The sequence below is a fragment of the Blastococcus haudaquaticus genome, from assembly GCF_900230285.1.
GTDB classification, from domain to species: Bacteria; Actinomycetota; Actinomycetes; order Mycobacteriales; family Geodermatophilaceae; genus Blastococcus_B; species Blastococcus_B haudaquaticus.
Genome location: NZ_OCNK01000001.1, coordinates 657676 through 681823, shown reverse-complemented (window position 1 = coordinate 681823; position 24148 = coordinate 657676). Strand labels below are relative to the sequence as shown.

Here is a 24148-nt window from a genome sequence, read left to right as displayed (position 1 = left end):
GACGCTGTTGCAGGATGAACAGTCGACAGGGGGGCCGGGAGTCGCGCCACCACCGGACCGAGAGCGGGAGGAGTATTCGTGCCCGCTCGCCGTTCCCCGCGATCCGGCACGCCCCGCCGTGTGGCCACCCTGTCGGTGCACACCAGCCCGCTCGACCAGCCGGGCGCGGGCGACGCCGGCGGCATGAATGTCTACATCGTCGAGGCATCCCGCCGCCTGGCCGCCCGAGGCATCGAGGTCGACATCTTCACGCGCGCCACGTCCAGCGACCTGCCGCCCGTGGTCGAGATGAGCCCGGGCGTGACGGTCCGCCACGTCAGCGCCGGCCCCTTCGAGGGCCTCGGCAAGGAGGAGCTCCCCGCCCAGCTCTGCGCCTTCACGGCGGCCGTCCTGCGCGAGGAGGCCCAGCACGAGCCGGGCTACTACGACGTCGTCCACTCGCACTACTGGCTCTCCGGCCAGGTCGGCTGGCTCGCCCGTGACCGGTGGAGCGTGCCGCTCATCCACACCGCGCACACCCTCGCCAAGGTGAAGAACGAGGCGCTGGCCGTCGGCGACCGCCCCGAGCCGCGCGCCCGCGTGATCGGCGAGGAGCAGGTCGTCGCCGAGGCGGACCGGCTGATCGCCAACACCGACGAGGAGGCCCGCCAGCTGGTGCGCCTCTACGGCGCCGACCCGGCCCGCACCCTCGTCGTCCCCCCGGGCGTGGACCTCGACCGCTTCTCGCCGGGGGATCGAGCAGCGGCCCGCCGCGCGATCGGCGCCCCGGCCGACGCCCTGGTGCTCCTCTTCGTGGGGCGCATCCAGCCGCTGAAGGCTCCTGACGTCCTCCTGCACGCCGCCGCCCACCTCCTCGACGACGACCCGGGCCTCCGCAGCCGCCTCCGGGTCCACGTCGTCGGCGCCCCGAGCGGCTCCGGCCTCGAGGCCCCCGAGCAGCTGCACAAGCTCGTCGCCGCCCTCGGCATCGCCGACGTCGTCACGTTCTTCCCGCCCCAGCCGCCCGACCGGCTCGCCGAGCACTACCGCGCCGCAGACGTCACCGTCGTGCCCAGCCACAACGAGTCCTTCGGCCTCGTCGCCCTGGAGGCCCAGGCCTGCGGCACCCCCGTGGTCGCCGCCGCCGTCGGCGGGTTGCGCACGGCGGTCCGCGACGGCGTCTCGGGCGTGCTCGTCGACGGCCACGACCCCCGTGACTACGCCACCGCGGTGCGCTCGGTGCTCTCCCGCCCCGAGCTGCTCTCCGCCGGCGCCCGGCGGCACGCCGGCCTCTTCTCCTGGGACCGCACCGCCGACGCGCTCGTCGCCGCGTACGGCTCGGCAGCCGAGGAGATGGCCCGGACGCCGCAGCCGGTGCGCCCGTTGGCATTCGGGCCGCTCCGCGCCCTGCCCGGCGTGCAGGTCGCGCGATGAGCGAGCCGGCGTCCCAGGGCAGGAGCACAGCCGAGCTCGACGCCGTCATCGAGCAGACCCTGCGCGACAGCGAGCTCGTCCACGAGCACCCGGCGCCCGGGAAGTGGCTGGTCGACCTGCCCGGCACGAAGAAGCTCAAGACCGTGTGCGGCCTCATCGTCGGCGAGCACGCGCTCCGGGTGGAGGCGTTCGTCTGCCGCCAGCCCGACGAGAACCGCGAGCAGCTGTGGACCTACCTGCTCCAGCACAACGCCCGCATGTACGGCGTCAGCTACTCCATCGACGGCGTGGGCGACGTCTACCTGACCGGCCGGCTCCCGCACGCCGCCGTCACGTCCGACGAGCTGGACCGCATCCTCGGCGCGGTGCTCAGCTACGCCGACGACCACTTCAACACCATGCTCGAGATCGGCTTCGGCACGTCGATCCGACGGGAGTGGGACTGGCGGGTGAAGCGCGGGGAGTCGCTGCGCAACCTCGAGGCCTTCGCCGCGTTCGCCGACCCCGACCGCCGGGCGTGACCGCGCCGGAACCCGGCTACGCGCGGCGCTGGTGGGTCCTGGCCACCATGACCGTCTGCCTGCTCGTGGTCATCATGGGCAACACGATCCTCAACGTCGCCCTGCCGACGCTGCAGCGCGATCTCGACGCCACCCAGGGCGAGCTTCAGTGGGCCGTCGACGGCTACATCCTGGTGTTCGCCGGCCTGCTCTTCTCCTGGGGAGTGGTCGGCGACCGCATCGGGCGCCGCAAGGTGCTGCTCATCGGCCTGAGCATCTTCGCGATCGGCTCCGTCCTCGCCGCCTTCAGCAGCAGCCCGCTCGAGCTCATCGCCTGGCGCGCGGTCATGGGCGCCGGCGGCGCCGCCGTCCAGCCCACGACGCTCGCCGTCATCACCAATGTCTTCCCGGCCGGGGAGCGCGGCCGGGCCATCGGCATCTGGGCGGGCACGGCCGGCATCGCCGTCGCCGGTGGACCGCTCGCCGGCGGCGCCGTCCTGGAGCACTTCTGGTGGGGCTCGGTGTTCCTGGTCGGCGTCCCGGTCGCCGTCCTCGGGATCGTGGCCGTCATCGCGTTCGTCCCGGAGTCCCGGGACCCGTCCCCCGGCCGGCTCGACGTCCCCGGGGTGCTGCTGTCGATCGTCGCCCTGGCCGGCCTCGTGTACGGGATCATCCACGGCGGCTCCGGCGCCGGCTGGACGACGCCGGGCGTCCTGCTGCCCCTGATCGGCGGTCTGGTCCTGCTCGGGCTGTTCGTCTGGCTGCAGCGCCGCTCGAGCCACCCGGCGCTGGACGTCTCGCTCTTCCGCAACCCGGCCTTCTCCGCCGCGGCGGCGGCGCTGGCCCTGAACTTCTTCGCGCTGCTGGGAGCCACCTTCTACCTGGTGTACTTCCTGCAGGGCGTCCGCGGCTACAGCCCGCTGCAGAGCGGTGCGGCGCTGATCCCCGTCGCGGTGGGCATGGCCGTCATGGCGCCGCGCAGCTCCGCGCTGGCCGAGCGCTACGGACCCAAGGCGGTCTGTGCGAGCGGCTTCCTGCTGATCGCCCTCTCGTTCGCCGGCATCCAGCTGCTCGACCTCACGTCACCGGTCTGGCTGCTGGTCGTCGTCCTGTCGGTCCAGGGGCTGGGCATGGGCGCGGTCATGGCCCCGGCCACCGAGTCGATCATGTCCGTGGTGCCGCGCGAGAAGGCCGGCGCGGGGGCGGCGGTGAACAACTCCGTCCGGCAGATCGGCGGCGCCCTCGGGGTCGCGATCCTCGGCTCCGTGCTCGCCGCCTCGTACGCCGCGCACCTGGGGAGCACCGCCGACCTCCTCCCGGCGGGCGCGCGTGCCGAGGCCAGCCAGTCCATCGTCGCCACGCTCGAGGCCGTCCGGCAGCTGGAGCGCAGCGGGGACGCCGAGGCGGCCCGGGCCGCCGCCGACGTCGTGGGGCCCGCGCGGGAGGCCTTCGTCTCGGCCATGCACGTCACCGCGGTGTTCACCGCGATTGCAGCCCTCGTGGCGGCGGCGATCGTCCTGAGGTGGATGCCGGGCCGCCGGAGGGACGAGCCGGCTCCCGGCTGAGACATGTGCCCCCGGTCACGCTGCGACCCGAAGGTGGAACTGTCGGTTGACGCCACGCCCCGTGACGAACCAGGCTGAGGCGGAGCAGCCGGGCCTCCCGTGCGATCAGAAGGAGGCCCGACCCGTGTGGAACGACCACCGCGTCCCCGTCCAGGGACGGCGGGACCCCTTCGCGCCGCTGCTCGAGAACAACCTCGCAGCCCTGTTCCGGCAGCACACGCGGGACGGCGCAGCGACCCACGCCGTGCCCACGGGCGGCGCACCGCTGCCGGTGACGCGCTACGCCGACGGCCAGCAGCGGATCAACCTCGGCACCGGCAACTACCTCGGCCTGGCCGGTGACCCCCGCGTGATCGAGGCCGCCTCCGCTGCGCTGGCGCAGTACGGCACGAGCACCGCGGGAAGCCGGGTCCTCAACGGGACGACGGGCCTGCACCTGGCGCTCGAGGAGGAACTGGCCGACCACTACGGCACCGAGGCCGCCGTGCTCACCTCCTCCGGGGTGAACGCCAACGTCGCGCTGCTGTCCACGATCTGCGGGCCCGACGACGTGCTGCTCGTCGACGCCCACGTGCACGCCAGCCTGCAGGCGGCCGCGGCGGCCAGCCGGGGGACGGCGCTGCGCTGGCGGCACAACGACCTCGACAGCCTCGTCGAGCGGCTGGACAGCATCGACCCCCGCGCCGGTGCCGTGGTCGTCGTCGACGGCGTCTACTCGATGACCGGAGAGGTCGCACCGCTGGCCGACATCACCGCGCTCTGCGCGCGGTACGGCGCGCGGCTGGTCGTCGACGAGGCCCACGGCCTCGGCGTCCTGGGGGCGGGGGGCCGCGGCGCAGCGGAGCACCTCGGGGTCCTCGCCCGCGTCGACGCCGTCACCGTGGCGCTCAGCAAGGCCCTGGCCAGCATCGGCGGCGCGATCATGACGTCGCGGGCGGCGGCCGACGGCATCCGTGCCTCCGCCATGCCCTACGTCTTCAGCGCCGGCAACGACCCGGCGTCCGTCGCGGCCGCGCTGGCCTCGCTCCGCATCCTGCGCAGCGAGCCCGAGCGCGTCGTCCGGCTCCAGGACAACTGCGAACTGCTGCGCCGCGTGCTCGCCGAGAACGGCGCCGCCCCGATCACCGGCGAGGGCGCCGTCATCGCCGTCCCTACCGGTCAGGACGAGGTCACCCAGACGGCCTGGCGGCTGGCCTTCGAGGCCGGCGTCTACACCAACGCGGTGGCCTATCCGGCGGTGCCCCGGGGCCGCGGCGTGCTCCGGCTGACCCTGATGGCGACCCACACCGAGGAGCAGCTCCTGCGCGCCGGCGCGATCATCGCCGAGGCGGTCGCCTCCGCGCGGTCGCTCGTGCCCGTCCCGGCCTGACCGGCGGACCGGCGCCGGCGCGGATAGCGTGGCGGTGATGGCGGACAGCAGACCCGCGCCGGAGCGTCGCGCGCGGGCGCTCATGGGCGTGGTCGCCGCCTCCGCCCTCGCCTACCCGGTGCTGTTCAGCGCCGTCCAGCTGGTCGTGGCGCAGCTCTTCACGGTGGACGTGGCCGCCGTGGTCGTCTGGCTGGGCGTCGCCGTCGCGTGCTGCGTCGCGCTGGTGGCGGCCGTCAGGTGGGGCGCGGAACGGCGGGTCCGGAGCGCCTGGCTGCTGGTGGGACTGGCCCCGCCGGTGCTCTTCGAGCTCTGGCTGCTCTGGCCCCAGCTCGCGCGCTGACACCCTTCCGGCAGGATGACGGCGTGACTGGAACTCTGGTGCTGCTCCGCCACGGTGAGAGCGAGTGGAACAAGGCCAACCTGTTCACCGGCTGGGTCGACGTCCCGCTGTCGGAGAAGGGCCGGGCCGAGGCCGCCCGCGGCGGGCAGCTGCTGGCCGAGCAGGGGCTGCTTCCCGACGTGCTGCACACGTCGCTGCTCAAGCGGGCGATCATGACCGCGGAGCTCGCGCTCGCCGAGGCCGATCGCCACTGGATCCCGGTCACGCGGTCCTGGCGGCTCAACGAGCGGCACTACGGCGCGCTGCAGGGCAAGGACAAGGCAGCCACCCTCGCCCAGTACGGCGAGGAGCAGTTCATGACCTGGCGCCGCTCCTACGACACCCCGCCGCCGCCCATCGAGGCCGGCAGCGAGTTCGCCCAGGACGGCGACGCACGCTACGCGTTCCTGCCGTCGGAGGCCCGCCCGGCCACCGAGTGCCTCAAGGACGTCGTCGTCCGGATGCTGCCCTACTGGTACGACTCGATCGTCCCGGACCTGCGGGCCGGCCGGACCGTCCTGGTCGCCGCGCACGGCAACAGCCTCCGCGCGCTGGTGAAGCACCTCGACGGCATGGGGGACGACGAGGTCGTCGGCCTGAACATCCCGACCGGGGTTCCGCTGCGCTACGACCTGGACGACGACCTGCGCCCGCTGAAGACCGGCGGGGAGTACCTCGACCCCGACGCGGCGGCCGCGGCCATCGAGGCCGTCAAGAACCAGGGCAAGAAATGACGAACCCCCTGCCCGCACTCGCGGCGGGCAGGGGGTGTCGCGGCCGAGTCAGGACGACGACGCGACGTGGCGCTCGCCGGTCACCAGGTAGACGACCCGGCGGGCGACGCTGACCGCGTGGTCGGCGAACCGCTCGTAGTAGCGGCCGAGCAGCGTCACGTCGATCGCCGTCTCGACGCCGTACGGCCAGCTGTCCGACAGCAGCTCCCGGAAGAGCCCCCGGTGGATGCGGTCCATCGCGTCGTCGTCTGTCTCGAGCTCCCGGGCCGCCTCGACGTCGCGCTTGGCGATGACCGTGCCCGCCTTGGCGACCAGCATCTCCGCGACGTGGCCGGCCTCGAGGAACGCCGGGCGCACCTCCTGCGGCACCGCGTGGTCGGGGAAACGCATCCGCGCGACCTTCGCGATGTGCTCGGCGAGGTCGCCCATGCGCTCGAGGTCGCTGGCGATGCGGGTCGCGACCACGATCGTCCGCAGGTCGGTGGCCACGGGCTGCTGGCGCGCCAGCAGGGTGAAGCACCGCTGGTCGATGCTCTCCCGGGTCGCGTCGATCTGCTCGTCACCGGCGATGACCAGGTCCGCGAGGGCGACGTCGGCGTCCAGCAGTGCCGTCGTGGCGGTGCTCATCTGCGAGCCCACCGTGTTCGCCATCTCGACCAGGCAGCCCCGGATGTCCTCGAGCTCTTCGAAGTAGCTCTCGCGCATGTCGTCCTCCTGTTGAGCACCAGCCGTGATGCCTGTCAGTGAGCGTATGACCGGACCGGGCCGGTTTCCCCGCCGCCCGGTGAACGAGCGCCCACACCGAGGTGAACACTGACCCGTCCGGGCGGGACAACATCCCGGAATCGTCCGGAATCAGCGGAAACGCACCTAGCATCGGGTCGTGAGTCCGCTGGTCGCCCTGGTGGTCGGCCTCGTCCTGGGCGGGGTGGCGACCGCCACAGTCATGCTCGGGCGCCGTCGGACCTTCGACGGTCCGGCCGGTGACGTCCCCGTGGTCGGCCCGCCCGAGGCGGCCTTCGCCCGCCGGCTGCTGGACCTCATGGACCCGGCGGTCGTCCTCGTGGACGTCGACGACGCCGTGCTGCTGGCCAACCCCTCCGCCCGCGCGCTGGGCATCGTGCGAGGCAGTCGGCTGCTGGTGCCCGAGCTGCTCACCCTTGTGCAGAGCGTCCGCACCGGTGGCAGCCGCCGGGCCGACGTCCGCCTGCCGGGCGACCTCGCCGGCGCGGGCCCTCGGCTCATGGGAGTGCACGGGGTGCGGCTGCACAGCGGCACGGCACCGCTGCCGGGGCCCGTCGCCCTGGTGCTGCAGGACGTGACCGAGACCCGGCGCACCGAGGCGGTGCGGCGCGACTTCGTCGCCAACGTCGGGCACGAGCTGAAGACGCCCGTCGGGGCGCTCGCGCTGCTGGCGGAGGCCATCGAGCAGGCTGCGGACGACCCGGAGGCGGTGCAGCGGTTCGCCGGCCGCATCGCCCGGGAGTCCGACCGCCTCGCCCGCCTGGTCCGCGAGCTGATCGACCTGTCGCGACTGCAGGGCGGCGAACCGCTGCCCGAGCTGGTGCCGGTCGAGGTCGACGACGTGATCGCCGAGGCGGTCGACCGGACCCGCACCGCGGCCAAGGCCAAGCACCTCCAGATCGCCATCGGCGGCCATGCCGGGCTCGTGGTCCGCGGCGTCGAGAACCAGCTGGTCACCGCGGTCACCAACCTCCTGGCGAACGCGGTCGCCTACAGCGAGGGGGAGAACCGCATCGCCGTCGCGGCCCGCGCGCGGTCCGGGTTCGCCGAGATCGCGGTGACCGACAGCGGCGTCGGGATCCCCCGCAAGGACCGGAACCGCGTCTTCGAGCGCTTCTACCGCGTGGACCAGTCCCGGGCCAGCAGCACCGGAGGGACCGGGCTCGGCCTGGCGATCGTCAAGCACGTGGCCAGCAACCACGGTGGCTCGGTCTCCGTGTGGAGCGAGGAGGGCCTCGGCTCCACCTTCACGCTGCGCATCCCCCTGGTCGCCGGCGACGGCGCCGCAGCAGACGATCCGCCCGCCGACGTCCCCGCTGTGCGGGGCCGCGTGACGGGGGACTCCGGCGACGTCGTCGCCGTGGACGTGACGAAGGGAAGTACATGACCCGCGTGCTGGTCGTCGAGGACGAGGAGTCCTTCTCCGACGCACTGTCGTACATGCTCCGCCGTGAGGGCTACGAGGCAGTCGTCGCCGGGACCGGTCCGGACGCTCTCGCCGAGTTCGACCGCGGCGGTGCCGACATCGTCCTGCTCGACCTGATGCTGCCCGGGCTGCCCGGCACCGAGGTGTGCCGGGCGCTGCGCAGCCGCAGCAACGTCCCGATCATCATGCTGACCGCCAAGGACGGCGAGATCGACAAGGTCGTCGGCCTGGAGCTGGGCGCGGACGACTACGTGACCAAGCCGTACTCCGCACGAGAGCTGGTGGCCCGCATCCGCGCGGTGCTCCGCCGCCGTGGCGAGGCGGCCGAGGATCAGTCCGCCGAGGGCGTGCTCGAGGCCGGGCCGGTCCGGATGGACGTCGAGCGGCACGTCGTCGCCGTCGACAACGAGCAGGTCTCCCTCCCGCTCAAGGAGTTCGACCTGCTCGAGTACCTGCTCCGCAACGCCGGGCGCGTGCTCACCCGCGGGCAGCTCATCGACCGCGTCTGGGGCTCGGACTACGTGGGTGACACCAAGACGCTCGACGTCCACGTGAAGCGGCTGCGGGCGAAGATCGAGCCCGACCCCGCGAACCCGAAGTTCCTCCTCACGGTGCGGGGTCTGGGCTACAAGCTGGAGGCCTGACGACAGCCCTGGGAGCATCGCAGCGAGGAACGAGCGAGGAGCGGACCGGGGCGCGGAGTCAGGCCCATGGGCGAGGTCTGAGGCCCGGGCTCAGGAGTTCTTCAGCTCGTCGATCTTCTGCGACGCCTCGGCCTTGGTGAGGTCCTCGGGGACCTCCTCGTCGCTCTGGCGGGACAGCGTCTCGAGGTAGCTCTTCTGGGCTCCGGTGGCCGGCTCGTCACCGGTCACCCAGTCGGAGGGGTCCTTCTCCGCCGACGCGGCGGGCTGGTTCTCGTTCGATTCGCTCATGTGTTCGATGCTAGGCCGGGACGGCGGTCCGCGCCTCCCGAACCGGTGCGGGGGCCGCGGTCCGCCTCCGGCCGGTGCGGTAGACGTGCACGCTCCCGCAGGAGGGGCACTCCACGTGCAACGCGATGTGCGTCGGCAGGTTGGTGACCGACCGGATCCGCCGGTCGGCCACCAGCTCGTCGGTCCGGGTCACGGGGCAGGTGATCAGCAACATGCACAGCAGAGTGCTCGGGTCGCCCCGCAGGTACGAGTGGCAGGAGTGACCACTATCGCAGTTTTTCTGCCATGATGCCCGCATGGCTCTCCCGGACCGCCCACTCGTCGTCAGCGTGGTCGTCGCCGACGGTCTGATCGGCACCTTCGGCCTCGGCGTCTGCGCCGAGGTCTTCGGCTACGACCGCACGCACATGGGGTTCCCGAGGTTCGACTTCGGGCTGGTCAGCGAGCTGCCCGGCGTGCTCCGCACCGACACCGGCATCCCGATCACCGTCGAGCACGGCCTCGACCGGCTGGCCCGCTCCGACATCATCACGATCACCGCCTGGGAGCTGTTCGACCGGATCCCGTCGCCGGCGCTGCTGGACGCCTTCCGCGAGGCGCACGCGCGCGGGGCGACGATCATCAGCCACTGCACCGGCGCCTTCGTCCTGGCGGCCGCCGGGCTGCTCGAGGGCAAGCGGGTCACCACGCACTGGAAGTACGCCGGCGAGCTCGCCGCGCGCTTCCCGTCGGTGACCGTCGACCCGTCCGTCCTCTACGTCGACAACGGCCAGGTCATCACCGGCGCGGGGACGGCGGCCGGCGTCGACACCCTGCTGCACCTCGTGCGGCGCGAATGGGGATCGGCCGCGGCGAACGCCCTGGCGCGGGAGATGGTGGTCCCCCCGCACCGCGACGGCGGCCAGGCCCAGTTCATCGACGCACCCGTGCCCGCCTGCGAGGACGACCTGCTCGGCGTCGTCCTCGGCTGGGCGACGAAGAACCTGGCCGAGGACATCTCGGTCGACGTGCTGGCCCGGCGGGCCCTCATGAGTCCGCGCAGCTTCGCCCGGCGGTTCAAGGCGGCGACCGGCACCACCCCGCACGCCTGGCTGCTCGGTCAGCGGCTGGCCGCGGCAGAGGCGCTGCTCGAGGAGACCGACGCCCCGGTCGAGGAGATCGCCCGCCTGGTGGGGTTCGGCACGGCCGCCGGGCTGCGCGAGCAGTTCGCCCGCCGCCGTGGGGTCTCGCCCCGCGCCTACCGGCAGACCTTCCGGGCCGGGTCAGCCGTGCGGGCGCTGCCGGTGCAGCTCGACGAAGACGGGCGGAGGGCTGGCGGGATGGGGGGCGACCAGGCCTTGGTCGAGGCGGAGTTCGGCCAGCCGGCGTAGCTCGGCGAAGGCCGCCTCACCGAGCAGCTCGGTCAGCTCCGGAGCGTAGGTCTCGACCAGCGGCTCGGGGGAGACGTGGGCCAGCGGAGCGCCGGTGCACCACCAGTGCAGGTCCGCCCCGCCCGGGCCCCAGCCGCGGCGGTCGAACTCGCCGATCGTGGACACCAGCACGCGGGTGCCGTCGGGCCGCTCCACGTGCTCCTGCTCCCGTCGCACCGGCAGCTGCCAGCAGACGTCGGGCTTCGTCGTCAGCGGGTGGACGCCGGTGCGCAGCGCCATCCGGTGCAGCGCGCACCCGGCGCCACCGGGGAAGCCCGGCCGGTTGAGGAAGACGCAGGCCCCGTCCACGACGCGCGTGCGCACGGACCCGGTACCGCTCTCGTCGTGGGCGCTGTCCTCCTCCGTCCAGACGCCGCGCCCGACCGGGGCGAGCTGCCAGTCCTCGTCGGTGAGGCCGCCGACCGCCGCGGTCACGCGGGCGAGGTCGTCGTCGTCGGTGAAGAAGGCCCCGTGGCTGCAGCAGCCGTCGTCGGCCCGGCCCTCGACGACGCCGGCGCACCCCCGGCCGAAGATGCAGGTCCAGGCCGACGTCAGCCAGGTGAGGTCGGCGCGGACCACGTGGCCGGGATCGGCCGGGTCCGGGAACTCCACCCACTCGCGGGCGAAGTCGAGGGGGACCTCGGAGAGCGGGTCGTCCGGCACGCGCCCAGCCTAGATCCGAGGCTGTCGGTCGACCCGGGGCCAGGCAGACTGGGGGCCATGCGACTCGGGGTGCTGGACGTCGGCTCGAACACCGTGCACCTCCTGGTGGTGGACGCCCACCGCGGCGCGCACCCCACGCCCATGCACGACGACCGGGCCGTCCTGCGCCTGGCCGAGCACGTCGGACCCGACGACATGCTGTCCAAGGCGGGGGAGAAGGCGCTCCTCCACGCGGTGCAGAACGCCTGCGCCCAGGCGGAGAAGCAGGGCTGCGACGAGTTGCTGGCCCTGGTGACGTCGGCCATCCGCGACGCCGCGAACGGCCTGGAGGTCCTCGACCGCATCCGTCACCGCACCGGCGTCGACCTCCAGGTCCTCACCGGCGAGGACGAGGCGCGGCTGACCTTCCTCGCCGTCCGCCGGTGGTTCGGCTGGAGCGCGGGCCGGCTGCTCGTGCTCGACATCGGCGGCGGGTCGCTCGAGCTGGCCAGCGGCGTGGACGAGGATCCCGACGTCGCACTCTCGTTGCCCCTGGGGGCCGGCCGCATGACCCGGCGCTTCCTGCCCGACGCCCAGCACGGCGGGCGCCCGGACCTCGCGGCGCTGGACAAGCTCGACTCCTACGCCGCCGAGCTGCTCGGTCCGGCCGGGAAGAAGCTGCGCGGAGCCGGCAGGCCGGACCTGGTGGCCGCCACCAGCAAGACGTTCCGCACGCTGGCGCGGCTCACGGGCGCGGCTCCGTACTCGGCCGGACTGCAGGTCCCCCGGGAGCTGAACGCCGATGGGCTGGGCCAGCTGGTCGGCTTCGTGTCGCGGATCGAGTCCTCCGCGCTGGCCGAGCTGCGCGGCGTCTCGCCCGACCGGGCGCATCAGGTTCCGGCCGGTGCCGTGGTGGCTTCCGCAACGATGCGTGAACTGGACGTACGGTGCGTGAGGATCTGTCCGTGGGCGCTGCGGGAGGGTGTCATCCTGCGCAGGCTGGACTCGTTGGGAGGGGTGTGATGGCCGAGCCGGACTGGAACCCGGACACGGGAGGACGCTCGCTCGCCGAAATCCTGCGCGAGGCCGGCATCGAATCGGCCAACCGCGCGGCCCGCCGCCGCACCTGGGACGACCCCGAGGAGACGGGCATCCGGCAGCGCCGGGCCGAGGCGGCCGCGGCCGACGGCGTCGCCGGGCGCACCGGGTACGGGCGCCGCCGCAGCGACCAGGACCCCGACCGACCGGACTTCTCCGCACCGCCGCCCGGGGCCGAACGCCGGCAGAATCCCGAACGCCGCGCTCCCCGACGCCCCGAACCCGGCCCGAACACCGCGGCCATCCCGGGTCTGCGGCCCGACCGCCGGCCCGGCGTCCCCGCCGCCGCTCCCATGCCCAGCGGTCCGGTACCCGGCATCGCGGCACCCCGCGCCCCGCTGCACAGCCAGCCGGTGCCGGCGCTCGACCGGCGCGCCGGCCAGCCGATCCCGCAGCGCGGTGCGTCCCGGCCGGTGCGCGAACCCGACCACCCGGTCACCGGGCCGATCCCGGTGGTCCGCCCGGGGCAGGTCGAGGACCTGGACGACGACCTCGACGCGACGCCGCAGGAGAGCGCACTCGCCTGGCTGCGCTTCGCCGGTGAGCTGGTCATCGCCCTCGCCGCGGGGGTCGGCGTGTACTTCGCCGCCACCGTCCTGTGGGAGATCGTCCCGCACGTCGCCGTCCTGCTCGCGCCGCTCGCCGTCACCGGCCTGGTCACCGGTGTGGGCGTCTGGCGTCAGCGGCAGGGCCGGGAACCGGTCGGTGCGCGGCTGCTCGCCGTCCTCGTCTTCGCCGGCACGCTGCTCACGATCGCGCCGGCGGCCGGTCTGCTGGCCGCCGGCTCCTGACCCCGGTCAGCTCGCGGACTCCTCCTCGACCTCGTCCTCGCGGGCGAACTCCTCGACGATCGCGGCGCAGAACGCGTCGAGGTCGTCGGGGTTGCGGCTGGTGGTCAGGTTGCCGTCGACGACGACCTCCTCGTCCACCCACTCCGCCCCGGCGTTGCGCAGGTCGGTCTGCAGCGACGGCCAGGAGGTCATCCGGCGGCCCTTCACGACGCCGGCCTCGATGAGCACCCACGGCGCGTGGCAGATCGCGGCAACGGGCTTCCCGGCCTCGAAGAACGAGGTCACGAAGGCCACGGCGTCGGCGTCGGCCCGGACGAAGTCGCCGTTGATGACACCCCCCGGCAGCAGCAGTGCCCCGTAGACGTCGGGGTCGGCCGAGCTGACGAGGGCGTCGACCTTCCTGGTGGCGCCCTTGTCGATGTGCTCGTAGGCGGTGATGGACCCGCCCTCGAGCGACACCAGCTCCGGCTCGGCGCCGGCCTCCTCGAGCGCCTGCCACGGCCGGTCGAGCTCGACCTGCTCGACACCGTCCGTGGCCAGCACGGCCACCTTCATCCCGTCCAGTTCTCCTGCCATGGGGCGGCCGCTACCCGGGGCCCCGACGAGGCACACACGCGCGCACTACGGTTCCGGGCGTGATCGTCGGCACCCGGACCGCGCTGCGGGGACTGCTGTCCCGGCGTGCCGTCGCGGGTCGCGACCCGGTGGAGCTGGCGCGCGAGGTGGTCGCCGCGGGGTGCCTGGTGGCGCTGGAGACGGGTGATGCCGGGCTGGTCGGGCGGATCCGGGACGCCGGTCTGGGATCCGCCACCGAGCTGACCGTCGGGACGGACGCGTCGCCCGCCCTCGCCGCGCTCGCCACGGAGGCCGGGCTCTCCGTCGCCCTGGCCGGGCCGGCCACGGCCGTCGACGCCGTCGACCTGCCGGACGCGGCAGTCGTCGTCCCTGCGGAGGCGGGTGACGCGGAGGACCGGTGCCGCGCCCTCGCCGGTCGGCGCGTCCGTCTGCAGCCGGGCCGTGGCCGCGGGGCGACGCTCGCCTTCGTCCGCTGCCTGAACGTCCTCATGGCCGGGGACGGACACCCGGGCATCGAGGTGCCCGATCCGCGCCTGATCGCCATCGCCGGTGAACGTGCGGCCTGGAACGGCCGCCCGTCCGACAGCTGGGAGCTCGTCATGCCGTACGGAGAACTGGTCCTCGAACGACGTCGCCTCGTCGCGGCCGGCTCGGTCGTCCGGGTGACCGTGGGCGGCCGGCCGTGACCGCGTCGGGCCGGCGCGGACTGGCCATCATCGGCGGCGGCAAGATCGGGGAGGCCCTGCTGTCGGGGCTGGTCCGCCGTGGCGGTCCCGACGGTGTGCTGGTGTGCGAGCGCAGCCCCGAGCGGGCGGCGCAGCTGGCCGAGCGCTACGGCGTCGGAACCGTCGACCTCGGCGGAGCGGCCGCGCGGGCCCGCGTCCTCCTCCTCGCGGTCAAGCCGCAGGACATCGACGTGCTGCTCGGCCTGCTCGCCGAGCACGTGGACACCGGCCACCTCGTGGTCTCGGTGGCGGCCGGCGTGCCGACGAGGCGGATCGAGGCGGCCCTGCCCGACGGCGTCCCCGTCGTGCGGGTCATGCCCAACACCCCTGCGCTGGTCGACGAGGGCATGAGCGTGCTCTCGGCGGGCGCGCACGCGGGGGAGGAGCACCTGGACGAGGCCGAGGCGCTGCTGGCCGCCGTCGGCCGGGTCCGCCGGGTCCCGGAGGACCAGCAGGACGCGGTCACCGCGCTGTCCGGCAGCGGCCCGGCCTATTTCTTCTACCTCGTCGAGGCGATGGTCGACGCGGGGATCCTGCTGGGCCTGCCGCGCGCGCTCGCCGCCGACCTGGTCGTGCAGACGGCGCTGGGCTCGGCGGTGATGATGCGCGACTCGGGGGAGCACCCCGTGCAGCTGCGCGAGGCGGTGTCCAGCCCCGGCGGGACGACGGTCGCGGCGATCCGCGAGCTGGAGCGGCACGGCGTCCGGGCGGCGCTCATGGCGGCGATCGAGGCCGCGCACGCCCGCTCGGTGGAGCTCGGCCGGGACGCGACCTGACGCGAGGGGGCGATGGGGTTCGTGCGGCCGCTGCGACGGCGAGCCGGGCAACATAACCCACATGTCGACACGGCGCCAGCACTCTGCGTCATCGGTCGGTCACGGTGTCGCGAAACGCGGGGCGCAACAGTTCGGCGGGGTTGCACTGGTGTAGTTCTGCCGAGGACGGACCGGTCCGCCTGTTCGATTCACCCATCGCTCCAGTCACGTGAGCCCCTTACGCTCTGTATCAGCGCATGAGTGTTCAGTTGCCGGTGGGGAAGCCGGCGCCACGACATGAGCTAGGCCCGGAGACGAAGACATGACCATGCCCCAGCGCACTGCAGCCCCTGCGATGTCCCGCCCGGGCGTGCCCGGCCCCCGGCCCGTCGGCCGCCCCATGGCCGCCACGATGGCCCGCCCCGTCCCGGCCCAGCACCCGGCCGCCATGCCCCTCGGCCGTCCGGCCGTCCCGGCCCCCCGTCAGGCCGTCACGTTCCTGACCGTCGCCGAGGTCGCCGCCATGATGCGCGTCTCCAAGATGACCGTGTACCGCCTCGTCCACGCCGGCGAGCTCTCCGCCGTCCGCGTCGGCCGTTCCTTCCGCGTGCCGGAGCGGGCCGTGCAGGACTACCTGCGCGACGCCTACACCGACATCGCCTGATGAAGGACCCCGTCCTCCTCACCCCTCGCACGCTCGGGGCGAGCCTCTGGACGGGACCACCGCGTCGTCTCTGGTCCGCCCGCGGCACCGTCGCCGCGGGGCGGCCGGTACGCTCGGACGCCGGGTGACCCCCGCCCGCCCCTGAGGCGGGCCCGGGAGTCACGCTCGGGCTGAGATTCCACAAGACGACGTCGGGAGCACCACGTGGGTTCTGTCATCAAGAAGCGCCGCAAGCGGATGGCGAAGAAGAAGCACCGCAAGCTGCTGAAGAAGACGCGCGTCCAGCGTCGCAACAAGAAGTGAGCTGACGCTCGTGCCGCCCGCGGTCGTCCTCGTCACCGGTGTGAGCCGGTGGCTGGGTGGTGCGCTGGCGGCCGAGCTCGCGGCCGACCCCTCCATCGGACGGGTCATCGGCGTCGACACTGTGCCGCCGTCGCAGGAGATGCTGCGGCGGCTCGGGCGCACCGAGTTCGTGCGGGCCGACATCCGGAACCCGCTGATCGGGAAGATCATCTCCGCGGCGTCCGTCGACACCGTCGTGCACATGAACATCAGCTCCACCCCCGCCGGATCCGGCGGGCGGGCGCCGATGAAGGAACTCAACGTCATCGGCACGATGCAGCTGCTGGCCGCGTGCCAGCGCGCCCCGTCGGTCCGCCGGTTCGTCCTGAAGTCGACGAGCGCGGTCTACGGCGCCTCCTCCCGCGACCCGGCGGTGTTCACCGAGGCGATGCAGGCGCGGGCCGTCCCCGCGGGCGGGTTCGCCAAGGACAGCCTGGACATCGAGGGGTACGTCCGCGCCTTCGCGCGCCGGCGGCCCGACGTCGACGTCACCATGCTGCGGTTCACCAACTTCATCGGACCCCGGATCGACTCCCTGCTCACCGGCTTCTTCCGCATGCCCGTGGTGCCGACCGCTCTGGGCTACGACGCCCGCGTGCAGCTCCTCCACGAGGACGACGCGCTGGCGGTCCTGACCCGCGCCACGACCGGCGCCTTCACCGGCACGGTGAACGTCGGTGGCGAGGGCACGATGCTGCTGTCCCAGGCGATCCGGCGGCTCGGCCGGGTCGAGCTGCCCATCCCGACGCCCGCGCTGGGCTCGGTGGGGCGGCTGTCCCGGCGCTTCGGGTTCGTCGACTACTCGCCCGAGCAGATGCGCTTCCTGAACTTCGGGCGGGTCGTCGACACGACTGTCCTGCGCGAGCGGTTCGGCTACACGCCTCGATACACCACGGAGACCGCCCTGGCCGACTACGCCCGCACGGTCCCGCCGGTGGTCTCACCGCGGCTCGTGCACTCGGTGACCTCGCGTGTCCGTTCGGTGCTCGAGCACGCCGGCGACACCGCCACGGCGGTGGGGGAGCGGCTGCGGCCGGCGCCCCCGGCGCCGGGGCTGCGGGCGGTGCGCGATGCCTGAGGCCCGGGTGATCCCGATCCGCCCGGACGACGACGACCCCTACGTCCCGCCGCCCGCGCCGCCGAGCTGGGAAGAGACGCTGGCGGGCGGGCTGGAGTTCCTCCGCCGGCGGATGACGGGGGAGTACGAGACCGACGAGTTCGGCTTCGACCCCGACCTCACCGACCATCTCCTGCTGCCGATCCTGCGGCCGCTCTACGAGAAGTGGTTCCGGGTCGAGAGCCAGGGTCTGGAGAACGTCCCGACCGAGGGCGGCGCCCTGCTGGTCGCCAACCACTCCGGCACGATCCCCGTCGACGCGCTGATGACGACGGTGGCGCTGCACGACGACCACCCGGCGCAGCGCCGCCTGCGCCTGCTCGGCGCGGACCTCGTCTTCGAGCTCCCCTTCGTCGGCACCATGTCGCGCAAGATGGGCACGACGCTGGCCTGCAACGAGGACGCCGAGCGCCTGCTGAAGAACGGTGAGCTGGTCGGGGTGTTCCCCGAGGGGTTCAAGGGGATCGGCAAGCCGTTCCGCGAGCGCTACACCCTGCAGCGTTTCGGCCGGGGTGGTTTCGTCACAGCGGCACTGCGGACCGGCGTCCCGATCATCCCGTGCGCGATCGTCGGTGCCGAGGAGATCTACCCGATGATCGGCAACGCCAAGACGGCGGCGCGCCTCCTCGGGGTGCCGTACCTGCCGATCACCCCGACGTTCCCTCTGCTCGGACCGCTCGGCCTGGTGCCGCTGCCCTCGAAGTGGCTGATCGCGTTCGGTGAGCCCATCGAGACGGCGTCCTACGGTCCGGCCGCCGCGGAGGACCCGATGCTGGTCTTCAACCTCACCGACCAGGTGCGCGAGACCATCCAGCACTCGCTCTACCAGCTGCTCCTGCAGCGCCCCAGCGTCTTCGGCTGACGGCCCTCGTCAGGGGCCCGCGCCGAGCCTGCGAGGTGTGGGGGGCCGAGGGTCCTTCCTCTACCAGGGGAACTTCTCGCGCCTCCGCAGGGCGATGGCGCCGCCGACGACACCGCCGGTGAGTGCAGCGGCGGCCACGGTCGGGACGCCGATCTTCGCGGCCTTGCGGCCGGTGCGGAAGTCGCGGATGGTCCACCCCCGCGCCCGGGCGACCGCGCGGAGCTCGGTGTCGGGGTTGACCGCGACAGCGGTGCCGGTGAGCGACAGCATCGGCAGGTCGTTCGCCGAGTCGCTGTAGGCGGTGCACCGGCTGAGATCGAGGCCTTCGCGCTCGGCGAGTGCCAGCACCGCTTCGGCCTTGGCCGGGCCGTGCATGAGCTCGCCGACCAGCCGGCCGGTGTACTTGCCGTCGACCACCTCGGAGACGGTGCCGAGCGCTCCGGTCAGGCCGAGCCGGTGGGCGATGATGGAGGCCAGCTCGATCGGCGTCGCCGTGACGAGCCAGACCCGCTGCCCGGCGTCCAGGTGCTGCTGGGCCAGTGCCCGCGTGCCTCCCCAGATCCGGTCGGCCATCAGCTCGTCGTAGATCTCCTCGCTGTGCCGCACGATCTCGGCCACCTCGCGGCCGGCGACGAAGGCGAGCGCGTTCTCCCGGATCGTGTGCATGTCGTCGGGGTTGCCCTCGTTGCCGCCGATGCGGAACTTCGCCTGCTGCCAGATGAAGCCCGCCATGTCCCGGCTGGAGAAGTACTTGCGGGCGGCGAGCCCGCGGGCGAACCAGAAGAGCGAGGCGCCCATCATCATCGTGTTGTCGACGTCGAAGAACGCCGCGCCGGTGAGGTCGGGTGTGACCGCGGGCGGGGGCGCGACCTCGGCGGCAGCCGCCGATGCGGCGCCGGCGACGTGGGCGCGGGTCTCCTCGTCGGCCGGGTCCGCGGACCGCCGGCCGCGCAGCGGGAGTCGCGGCACGAAGGACCTCCCTGCGATCGATCCGCCACCCCGTACGGGGCCGTCGAGTCGACCCTAGTGGGATCGGCGAGGGCGGGGTCCGGGGGTCAGCAGCCGACCGTGAGGAGCGGCGGGATGCACACCTCGATCGGCCCCAGCGGCGGCACGGAGACGATCGCCGACGAGGGTGCGGGCGGCACCGGCAGCGGGAGCTGCGGCCCCGACGGGGTCGGGAGGCGCGGCGTCGTCGGGGCCGGCACCACCGTCGTCGGCAGACCTCCGGTGCCGCCGCCCGGCGGAACCGGGGCCGGCGCGGGCTCGGGTGGCACGGTGGGCTGGGCCGGTGTCGTGCCCGGGGGAGTGGTCCCCTGCGGCGCCGGCGCGGGCACCGATCCGGGGCCGGGAGTCTGGCCGCTCGTCGGTGCCCCTGGGGTCTCGACCGGAGTGGGGCAGGCCGCCGGGACGGGCCCCAGATCGTCGGTGCCGGCCACCGCCGGGCCGCCCGCACAGCTCAGGGCGACCTCGAGGCCGTCGGCGCGCAGACCGACCTGTGCGAGGAGCTCGAGGGACCCGGCGACGGCGTCGGCCGCGGCCTCCGGGACGAGCGGCTCCAGCGCGGCCAGCTCACCGGACTGGGCGGCGGCCCACTGGGCCAGCCGGTCCAGCGGCGCTCGGTTGGCCGTGTCGACGGCCCGGTCGGTCAGCCAGGCCGCGCCCTCCTGGGTCTGCTCGTCCATCGTCCGCAGCGTCTCGAGCACCAGCGCGGGGTCCGCGTCCGCGGCCAGCACCGTCGCGTCGTCCTGCCCGCCGGCCGGGACGGCGGGCAGCGCGCTCGGGCCGTCGCCGACGAGGGTCTCCAGCTCGTCGAGTCGGGTGCTGGCGAAGTCGAGGAGGGTCTGGCCGCGGGAGTCCCCGGCCAGGGCCAGCTGGGTCTGCTCGGTGCCGCGCTTGAGGTCGTAGAGGACGTCGCCGGGACGGGCGTCGTCGGCGACGGCGACGAGCGATGCGAGCGCGGTGACGGTGAGCGCAGCACCGGCGAGGCCGGCGGTCAGGCGGCCGCGCCAGCGGGCGGGTGCGGCGTCCGCGGCGCGCGCGGACAGGAGGCGCTGCAGCGTGGACCGCGGTGCCGGTTCGGGCGTCCGGACGGCGGCCATCGCGACGAGCCGCGCGCGGGTGGCTGCCCGGAAGTCGGGGTCGGGCTCCCCGCCGAGGCTGGGCGACAGGGCGTGCAGCCGCGCGACGACGGACTCCTCGCGATCTCGCACGCTCATGACGTCTGGCCTCCGGTCCCCGTGGACGCGGAGCGGCCCACCATCGGCCGACCCCGCTGCACCTGACCCAACGAGGGGGGCCGGTATTCGGTTACGCCCCCGACGAAGGTCGTCCCGGTCATCGCAGACCGTCCGGGAGGAGGCCGGCGAGACGGCGGACCGCGCGGTGCTGCAGCGCCTTGATGGCGCCGTCCTTCTTGCCCATGATCTCGGCGGTCTCGGACACCGAGAGGCCGTGGATGAAACGCAGCACGATGCATTCCTGCTGCTCGCTGCCCAGCTGCTGCACGCAGGCCAGGAGCTCCCGGTTGGTGAGGTGCTGCACCACGGCGTCCTCGGGCCCGTCGGTGGCCCGGTCGGCGTCGCGCATGTCCGCGGTGGTGACCTCCAGCCGGTAGCGGCTGCTCTTCACGTGGTCGCGGATGATGTTGCGGGCGATGGTGACCAGCCAGGCGCCGACGTCGCGGCCCTGGAAGGACAGGGAGTCGATCCGGCGGAGGGCCCGCACGAACGTCTCGCTCGTGACGTCCTCCGCGGTCGCCCGGTCGCCCACCCGGTAGTAGACGTAGCGGTGCACCGTCGTGACGTAGTGGTCGTAGAGCAGCCCGAACGCCTCGGCATCGCCCTCCTGCGCCCGGGCCACCAGGCCCCAGACGTCCACACCGTCGGGCGCGGGCGCGAGGCCTGCCTCCAGCGCGGCCACCTCGTCGGCGACGTCCTCCTCGATCGTGTCGGGGACGTCGGCGGCGATGTTGAGCGGCTCTGCCGGGAGGTGCTCGGCGCTGGCCCGGGGGAACGGGGTGGGGCGCGCCGCCGGCGAGGGGCCCGGGGTGGGACGCGGCCGGGGCGAGGGACGCCGCGACGGGACCGGGGACGCCGTCGGGGGTGCGGCGGCGGGGAACCGCTCGGCGTCCAGGGGCTGGGCCATGCGGGCGATCGACCTCCTCGTCGGCCCGCCTACCTGGACCATCTTCCCCCGACGCGCCCGGCGGGGAACGGGCGCGCGATGCTGCAGGGCCGGCCCCATGGTGACAACATCGCCCCAGCCCGTCCACGCCAGCTTGCCGGAACGCACCGCGACGTGCCTTCCGGGGCCGGCCGACCAGACCAGCTCCAACGGAGGAGATCGTGGAAGAGGCAGGCACGACGCTGGCCGAGCTCGTCGGGTCAGCCGCCCGCCGACGGCCCGACGCGCCCGCGGTGGTGGCCGGCGACCAGCGCCTCACCTGGGCGGAGCTGGACGCCGCCGTCGACCGTGCGGCCGCCGGATTCGCCGCCCGCGAGCTCACCGCCGGCGACCGGGTGGCCGTGCAGCTCCCGAACGGACTGGACTGGCTGCGCGCCGCCCTCGGCGCGCTGCGCGCCGGTCTGGTCGTCGTGCCGGTCAACACGGCGTACACCGACCCCGAGCTCGAGTACGTCCTCACCGACTCCGGGGCCGCGCTGTTCGTGACCGGCGCGCAGCGGGAGCCCGTCGCCGGCGTTCCGGTGTGCGTCGGCCCGCCCGACGCCGAGGGGCCGCCGCCCGCGGTGGCGGTCGACCCGGCGGGACCGTCCTTCCTGGCGTACACCAGTGGCACGACGGGCCGCCCCCGCGGTGCGATCCTCACCGCGGCGGCCATGCGCGCCAACCACGAGCAGTGCCTGGCCATGACACCCCCGCCGGTCCGCGAGGACGACCGGGTCCTCCTGGTCCTGCCGCTCTTCCACGTCTACGGCCTCAACGCGGGCTTCGGCCTGGTCGCCGCCACGGGTGCCTGCGCCGTGCTGCAGGAGACCTTCGACCCGCGGTCGTCGCTCGCCCTCATGGCCGAGGAGCACGTGACGGCGGTGCCGGGTGCCCCGCCGATGTTCCAGGCCTGGCTGGCCGCGGCCGACGCGCTGGGCAACGACGCCGAGCTGCGCCGGGGCTTCGCGGCGATGCGCATGGCGTCCTCGGGTGCGGCTCCGCTCCCCGTCGACGTCTGGAGGGAGATGCGCGACCGGGCCGCGGTCACCGTCTGGGAGGGGTACGGCCTCACGGAGGCCTCACCCGTGGTGGCCAGCACGCTGACCACCGGGCGGGCCAAGCCCAACTGCATCGGCGGCCCGCTGCCCGGTGTGGAGCTCGTCCTGCGCGACACCGCGGCCACCGAGGACGCCGGCGACGTCGGCGACAAGGACTCCGCGAACGGGGATGACCACCACGACGATGACATGGAGGAGGGCCCCGGCGAGATCTGGATCCGCGGGGCGAACCTGTTCGCCGGGTACTGGCCCGACGGTGCCGACGGTCCCGACGCCGACGGGTGGCTGGGCACCGGCGACCTGGCCTACCGGGACGCCGACGGGGACCTGCACCTGGTCGACCGCCGCAGCGACCTCATCCTGGTGAGCGGCTTCAACGTCTACCCCGCGGAGGTGGAGCGGGTCCTCGACGCCCACCCCGCCGTCGCGGAGAGCGCCGTGATCGGGGTGCCGGACCCCCGCACCGGTGCCGCCGTCCGGGCGGTCGTCGTCGTGCGGCCCGACGCGGAGCTGACGTTCGAGGAGCTGCAGGCGCACGCCGCGGAGTCCCTGGCCCGCTACAAGGTGCCTACCTCCGTCCACTTCCTGTCCGCGCTGCCGCACTCGCTGACCGGCAAGGTGAGCCGGGCGCGCCTGCGGGAGCTCGGGCTCACCGGCGACGGCGACGGCGACGGCGGAGGCGGAGGCGGAGGCGGAGGAGAGGGGACCGCCGAGGAAGTGGGTGTCGGCGCCGGTGCCTGAGCCGACGGCGCGCCTCCAGCTGCTCACGAGGGCCGGCTGCCACCTGTGCGAGACGGCGGCCGAGACCGTCACCCGGGTCGGTGCCGAGGCCGGCCTCACCCCGCAGCTCGTCGACGTGGACGAGGACCCGGAGCTCCGCGCCGAGTACGGCGACCGCGTCCCGGTCGTCCTGCTCGACGGCAGGGAGCACTCCTACTTCACCGTCGACGTCGTCCGGTTGCGACGGGATCTCGGGCTGCCGACCCCCTGACGGGGGGTATGAGCGGGGTCGTTACGGTGGTCTCGGACACAGCGAGGGCCGTTCGGGCCGGTCAGGGCCCCGAACGGGTTCCGGCGACTTTGTTCCTGCGTTCACAAGCGGCTACCGTGGCGAACGCGGGCGAGTGACGCCCGCGTTCCTTTGATCCCCGCGCCCTGTCATCCGGGCGCGACCGCTGTGGAGAGCCCGTGATCCAGCCGCGGCCCCGGACGATCCCGGAGGCCACCGTCGCCCGCCTGGCCGTCTACCTCCGGGTGCTGACCGCTCTGGCCGACGGCGGCCGGAGCACCGTGGCATCCGGTGAACTGGCCGCGGCGGCCGGGGTCAACCCCGCCGGGCTCCGCAAGGACCTCTCCCACCTCGGCCCCTGCGGCGTCCGCGGCGTCGGCTACGAGGTCCGCACCCTGCGCGACCGCATCTCCCGCGTGCTGGGGGTGGAGCGCTCACGGCCGTGCGTGCTGGTCGGCATCGGCAACCTGGGTTCGGCGCTGTCGGACTACGCCGGCTTCGGATCCCGCGGGTTCGAGTTCGTCGGCCTGTTCGACGCCGCCCCGGCCCGCGTCGGTCAGCGCATCGGCGGTCACACCGTGCGCCCGATGGACGAGCTCGAAGAGGTCGTCGCGGCGACGCAGGCCTCCATCGGCGTCATCACGACACCGGCCGAGGTGGCCCAGTCGGTCTGCGACCGGCTGGCCGCGGCCGGGGTGAGGAGCATCTTGAACTTCGCGCCGGTCACCCTCTCCGCGCCCCCCGGGGTCGACGTCCGCAAGGTCGACCTGTCGGTGGAGCTGCAGGTGCTGGCGTTCCTGGGACAGCAGCGCCTGGTGTCCCCGGTCGAGGAGCCAGCGTGAACGAGCTTGCGAGTTCCGCCGTGAACAG

28 protein-coding genes are annotated in these 24148 nt (G+C 73.9%); 20 read left to right on the top strand and 8 right to left on the bottom strand.

The genetic code is table 11. From position 1 onward, the window contains the following. Window positions 1-78 precede the first annotated feature (78 nt). From mshA to CRP30_RS03335, 6 genes are all read left to right on the top strand, one after another. Window positions 79-1413: a D-inositol-3-phosphate glycosyltransferase gene (mshA, locus tag CRP30_RS03360; protein WP_097182506.1), complete on the top strand. Its 1335-nt coding sequence runs from the start codon at window positions 79-81 to the stop codon at window positions 1411-1413. Next, window positions 1410-1934: a type III secretion system chaperone family protein gene (locus CRP30_RS03355; RefSeq protein ID WP_097182505.1), complete on the top strand. Its 525-nt coding sequence runs from the start codon at window positions 1410-1412 to the stop codon at window positions 1932-1934. Before mshA ends, CRP30_RS03355 begins: the two co-directional genes overlap by 4 nt. Further along, window positions 1931-3478, top strand: coding sequence for an MFS transporter (locus CRP30_RS03350; protein WP_235003134.1), 1548 nt, complete (start codon window positions 1931-1933; stop codon window positions 3476-3478). Before CRP30_RS03355 ends, CRP30_RS03350 begins: the two co-directional genes overlap by 4 nt. A gap of 124 nt (window positions 3479-3602) precedes the next feature. Further along, complete coding sequence (locus CRP30_RS03345) at window positions 3603-4847, top strand: aminotransferase class I/II-fold pyridoxal phosphate-dependent enzyme (protein ID WP_159961494.1); 1245 nt, start codon at window positions 3603-3605, stop codon at window positions 4845-4847. Window positions 4848-4884: 37 nt separating this feature from the next. Next, on the top strand, window positions 4885-5187 hold the full coding sequence (locus CRP30_RS03340; protein ID WP_143278391.1) for a hypothetical protein: 303 nt from the start codon (window positions 4885-4887) through the stop codon (window positions 5185-5187). A 23-nt stretch (window positions 5188-5210) separates the two neighbouring features. Further along, window positions 5211-5960, top strand: a complete 750-nt coding sequence (locus CRP30_RS03335) for a phosphoglyceromutase (protein WP_097182502.1) — start codon at window positions 5211-5213, stop codon at window positions 5958-5960. Between the two features lie 48 nt (window positions 5961-6008). Here the strand turns inward: CRP30_RS03335 and phoU are convergent, their stop codons facing one another. Next, on the bottom strand, window positions 6009-6665 hold the full coding sequence (phoU, locus tag CRP30_RS03330; protein WP_097182501.1) for a phosphate signaling complex protein PhoU: 657 nt from the start codon (window positions 6663-6665) through the stop codon (window positions 6009-6011). Window positions 6666-6843: 178 nt separating this feature from the next. Here phoU and CRP30_RS03325 point away from each other — a divergent pair, with 178 nt between their 5' ends. Both CRP30_RS03325 and CRP30_RS03320 read left to right on the top strand, forming a co-directional pair. Continuing rightward, window positions 6844-8091, top strand: a complete 1248-nt coding sequence (locus CRP30_RS03325; RefSeq protein ID WP_097182500.1) for a sensor histidine kinase — start codon at window positions 6844-6846, stop codon at window positions 8089-8091. Beyond that, entirely contained in the window at window positions 8088-8774 is a 687-nt protein-coding gene (locus CRP30_RS03320; protein ID WP_097182499.1) for a winged helix-turn-helix domain-containing protein, read from the top strand. The genes CRP30_RS03325 and CRP30_RS03320 overlap by 4 nt, the downstream gene beginning before the upstream one ends. Before the next feature lie 90 nt (window positions 8775-8864). Here CRP30_RS03320 and CRP30_RS03315 read toward each other — a convergent pair whose 3' ends face one another. Both CRP30_RS03315 and CRP30_RS03310 read right to left on the bottom strand, forming a co-directional pair. Beyond that, window positions 8865-9062 carry a DUF3072 domain-containing protein gene (locus CRP30_RS03315; RefSeq protein WP_097182498.1) on the bottom strand — a complete coding sequence of 66 codons (198 nt, stop codon included), beginning with the start codon at window positions 9060-9062 and terminating at the stop codon, window positions 8865-8867. A gap of 10 nt (window positions 9063-9072) precedes the next feature. Next, window positions 9073-9276: a hypothetical protein gene (locus CRP30_RS03310; protein ID WP_097182497.1), complete on the bottom strand. Its 204-nt coding sequence runs from the start codon at window positions 9274-9276 to the stop codon at window positions 9073-9075. A gap of 82 nt (window positions 9277-9358) precedes the next feature. Between CRP30_RS03310 and CRP30_RS03305 the strand changes: the two genes are divergently transcribed. After that, window positions 9359-10432 carry a helix-turn-helix domain-containing protein gene (locus CRP30_RS03305; RefSeq protein ID WP_097182496.1) on the top strand — a complete coding sequence of 358 codons (1074 nt, stop codon included), beginning with the start codon at window positions 9359-9361 and terminating at the stop codon, window positions 10430-10432. Here CRP30_RS03305 and CRP30_RS03300 read toward each other — a convergent pair. Further along, window positions 10325-11134, bottom strand: a complete 810-nt coding sequence (locus tag CRP30_RS03300; RefSeq protein WP_097182495.1) for a DUF3109 family protein — start codon at window positions 11132-11134, stop codon at window positions 10325-10327. The genes CRP30_RS03305 and CRP30_RS03300 overlap by 108 nt on opposite strands. 57 nt (window positions 11135-11191) lie before the next feature. On the opposite strand from CRP30_RS03300, the gene CRP30_RS03295 reads away from it, so the two are divergent. Then, a complete protein-coding gene (locus CRP30_RS03295) occupies window positions 11192-12136 on the top strand; it encodes a Ppx/GppA family phosphatase (protein WP_097182494.1) in 945 nt (314 codons plus the stop codon). Continuing rightward, window positions 12136-13002: a hypothetical protein gene (locus CRP30_RS03290; RefSeq protein WP_097183101.1), complete on the top strand. Its 867-nt coding sequence runs from the start codon at window positions 12136-12138 to the stop codon at window positions 13000-13002. Before CRP30_RS03295 ends, CRP30_RS03290 begins: the two co-directional genes overlap by 1 nt. A 6-nt stretch (window positions 13003-13008) precedes the next feature. Here the strand turns inward: CRP30_RS03290 and CRP30_RS03285 are convergent, their stop codons facing one another. Next, the gene (locus CRP30_RS03285; protein WP_097182493.1) at window positions 13009-13578 is read right to left on the bottom strand and encodes a type 1 glutamine amidotransferase domain-containing protein; all 570 of its coding nucleotides are present in this window, start codon (window positions 13576-13578) and stop codon (window positions 13009-13011) included. Between the two features lie 59 nt (window positions 13579-13637). Here CRP30_RS03285 and CRP30_RS03280 point away from each other — a divergent pair, with 59 nt between their 5' ends. From CRP30_RS03280 to CRP30_RS03255, 6 genes are all read left to right on the top strand, one after another. After that, window positions 13638-14264 carry a hypothetical protein gene (locus tag CRP30_RS03280; RefSeq protein WP_097182492.1) on the top strand — a complete coding sequence of 209 codons (627 nt, stop codon included), beginning with the start codon at window positions 13638-13640 and terminating at the stop codon, window positions 14262-14264. After that, window positions 14261-15079, top strand: coding sequence for a pyrroline-5-carboxylate reductase (proC, locus tag CRP30_RS03275; RefSeq protein ID WP_097182491.1), 819 nt, complete (start codon window positions 14261-14263; stop codon window positions 15077-15079). The genes CRP30_RS03280 and proC overlap by 4 nt, the downstream gene beginning before the upstream one ends. 301 nt (window positions 15080-15380) lie before the next feature. After that, window positions 15381-15722: a helix-turn-helix domain-containing protein gene (locus tag CRP30_RS23400; RefSeq protein ID WP_235003133.1), complete on the top strand. Its 342-nt coding sequence runs from the start codon at window positions 15381-15383 to the stop codon at window positions 15720-15722. A gap of 204 nt (window positions 15723-15926) precedes the next feature. Further along, the gene (locus tag CRP30_RS03265) at window positions 15927-16025 is read left to right on the top strand and encodes a 30S ribosomal protein bS22 (RefSeq protein WP_012854759.1); all 99 of its coding nucleotides are present in this window, start codon (window positions 15927-15929) and stop codon (window positions 16023-16025) included. 10 nt (window positions 16026-16035) lie between these two features. After that, window positions 16036-17142, top strand: a complete 1107-nt coding sequence (locus CRP30_RS03260; protein ID WP_097182490.1) for an NAD-dependent epimerase/dehydratase family protein — start codon at window positions 16036-16038, stop codon at window positions 17140-17142. After that, the gene (locus CRP30_RS03255) at window positions 17135-18043 is read left to right on the top strand and encodes a lysophospholipid acyltransferase family protein (protein WP_097182489.1); all 909 of its coding nucleotides are present in this window, start codon (window positions 17135-17137) and stop codon (window positions 18041-18043) included. The genes CRP30_RS03260 and CRP30_RS03255 overlap by 8 nt, the downstream gene beginning before the upstream one ends. 60 nt (window positions 18044-18103) lie before the next feature. Here the strand turns inward: CRP30_RS03255 and CRP30_RS03250 are convergent, their stop codons facing one another. The 3 genes from CRP30_RS03250 to CRP30_RS03240 all read right to left on the bottom strand — a co-directional run bounded on the left by CRP30_RS03250 (window position 18104) and on the right by CRP30_RS03240 (window position 21190). Next, a complete protein-coding gene (locus CRP30_RS03250) occupies window positions 18104-19012 on the bottom strand; it encodes an HAD family hydrolase (protein ID WP_200814513.1) in 909 nt (302 codons plus the stop codon). An 86-nt stretch (window positions 19013-19098) separates the two neighbouring features. After that, window positions 19099-20262, bottom strand: coding sequence for a DUF5667 domain-containing protein (locus CRP30_RS03245; protein WP_097182488.1), 1164 nt, complete (start codon window positions 20260-20262; stop codon window positions 19099-19101). 118 nt (window positions 20263-20380) lie between these two features. After that, window positions 20381-21190, bottom strand: coding sequence for a sigma-70 family RNA polymerase sigma factor (locus tag CRP30_RS03240; protein ID WP_099459144.1), 810 nt, complete (start codon window positions 21188-21190; stop codon window positions 20381-20383). Between the two features lie 200 nt (window positions 21191-21390). Here CRP30_RS03240 and CRP30_RS03235 point away from each other — a divergent pair, with 200 nt between their 5' ends. From CRP30_RS03235 to CRP30_RS03225, 3 genes are all read left to right on the top strand, one after another. After that, entirely contained in the window at window positions 21391-23010 is a 1620-nt protein-coding gene (locus CRP30_RS03235) for an AMP-binding protein (RefSeq protein WP_097182487.1), read from the top strand. Next, window positions 23003-23260, top strand: a complete 258-nt coding sequence (locus CRP30_RS03230) for a glutaredoxin family protein (RefSeq protein WP_097183098.1) — start codon at window positions 23003-23005, stop codon at window positions 23258-23260. Before CRP30_RS03235 ends, CRP30_RS03230 begins: the two co-directional genes overlap by 8 nt. A gap of 197 nt (window positions 23261-23457) precedes the next feature. Continuing rightward, on the top strand, window positions 23458-24120 hold the full coding sequence (locus tag CRP30_RS03225; protein WP_097182486.1) for a redox-sensing transcriptional repressor Rex: 663 nt from the start codon (window positions 23458-23460) through the stop codon (window positions 24118-24120). Window positions 24121-24148: the final 28 nt, after the last annotated feature.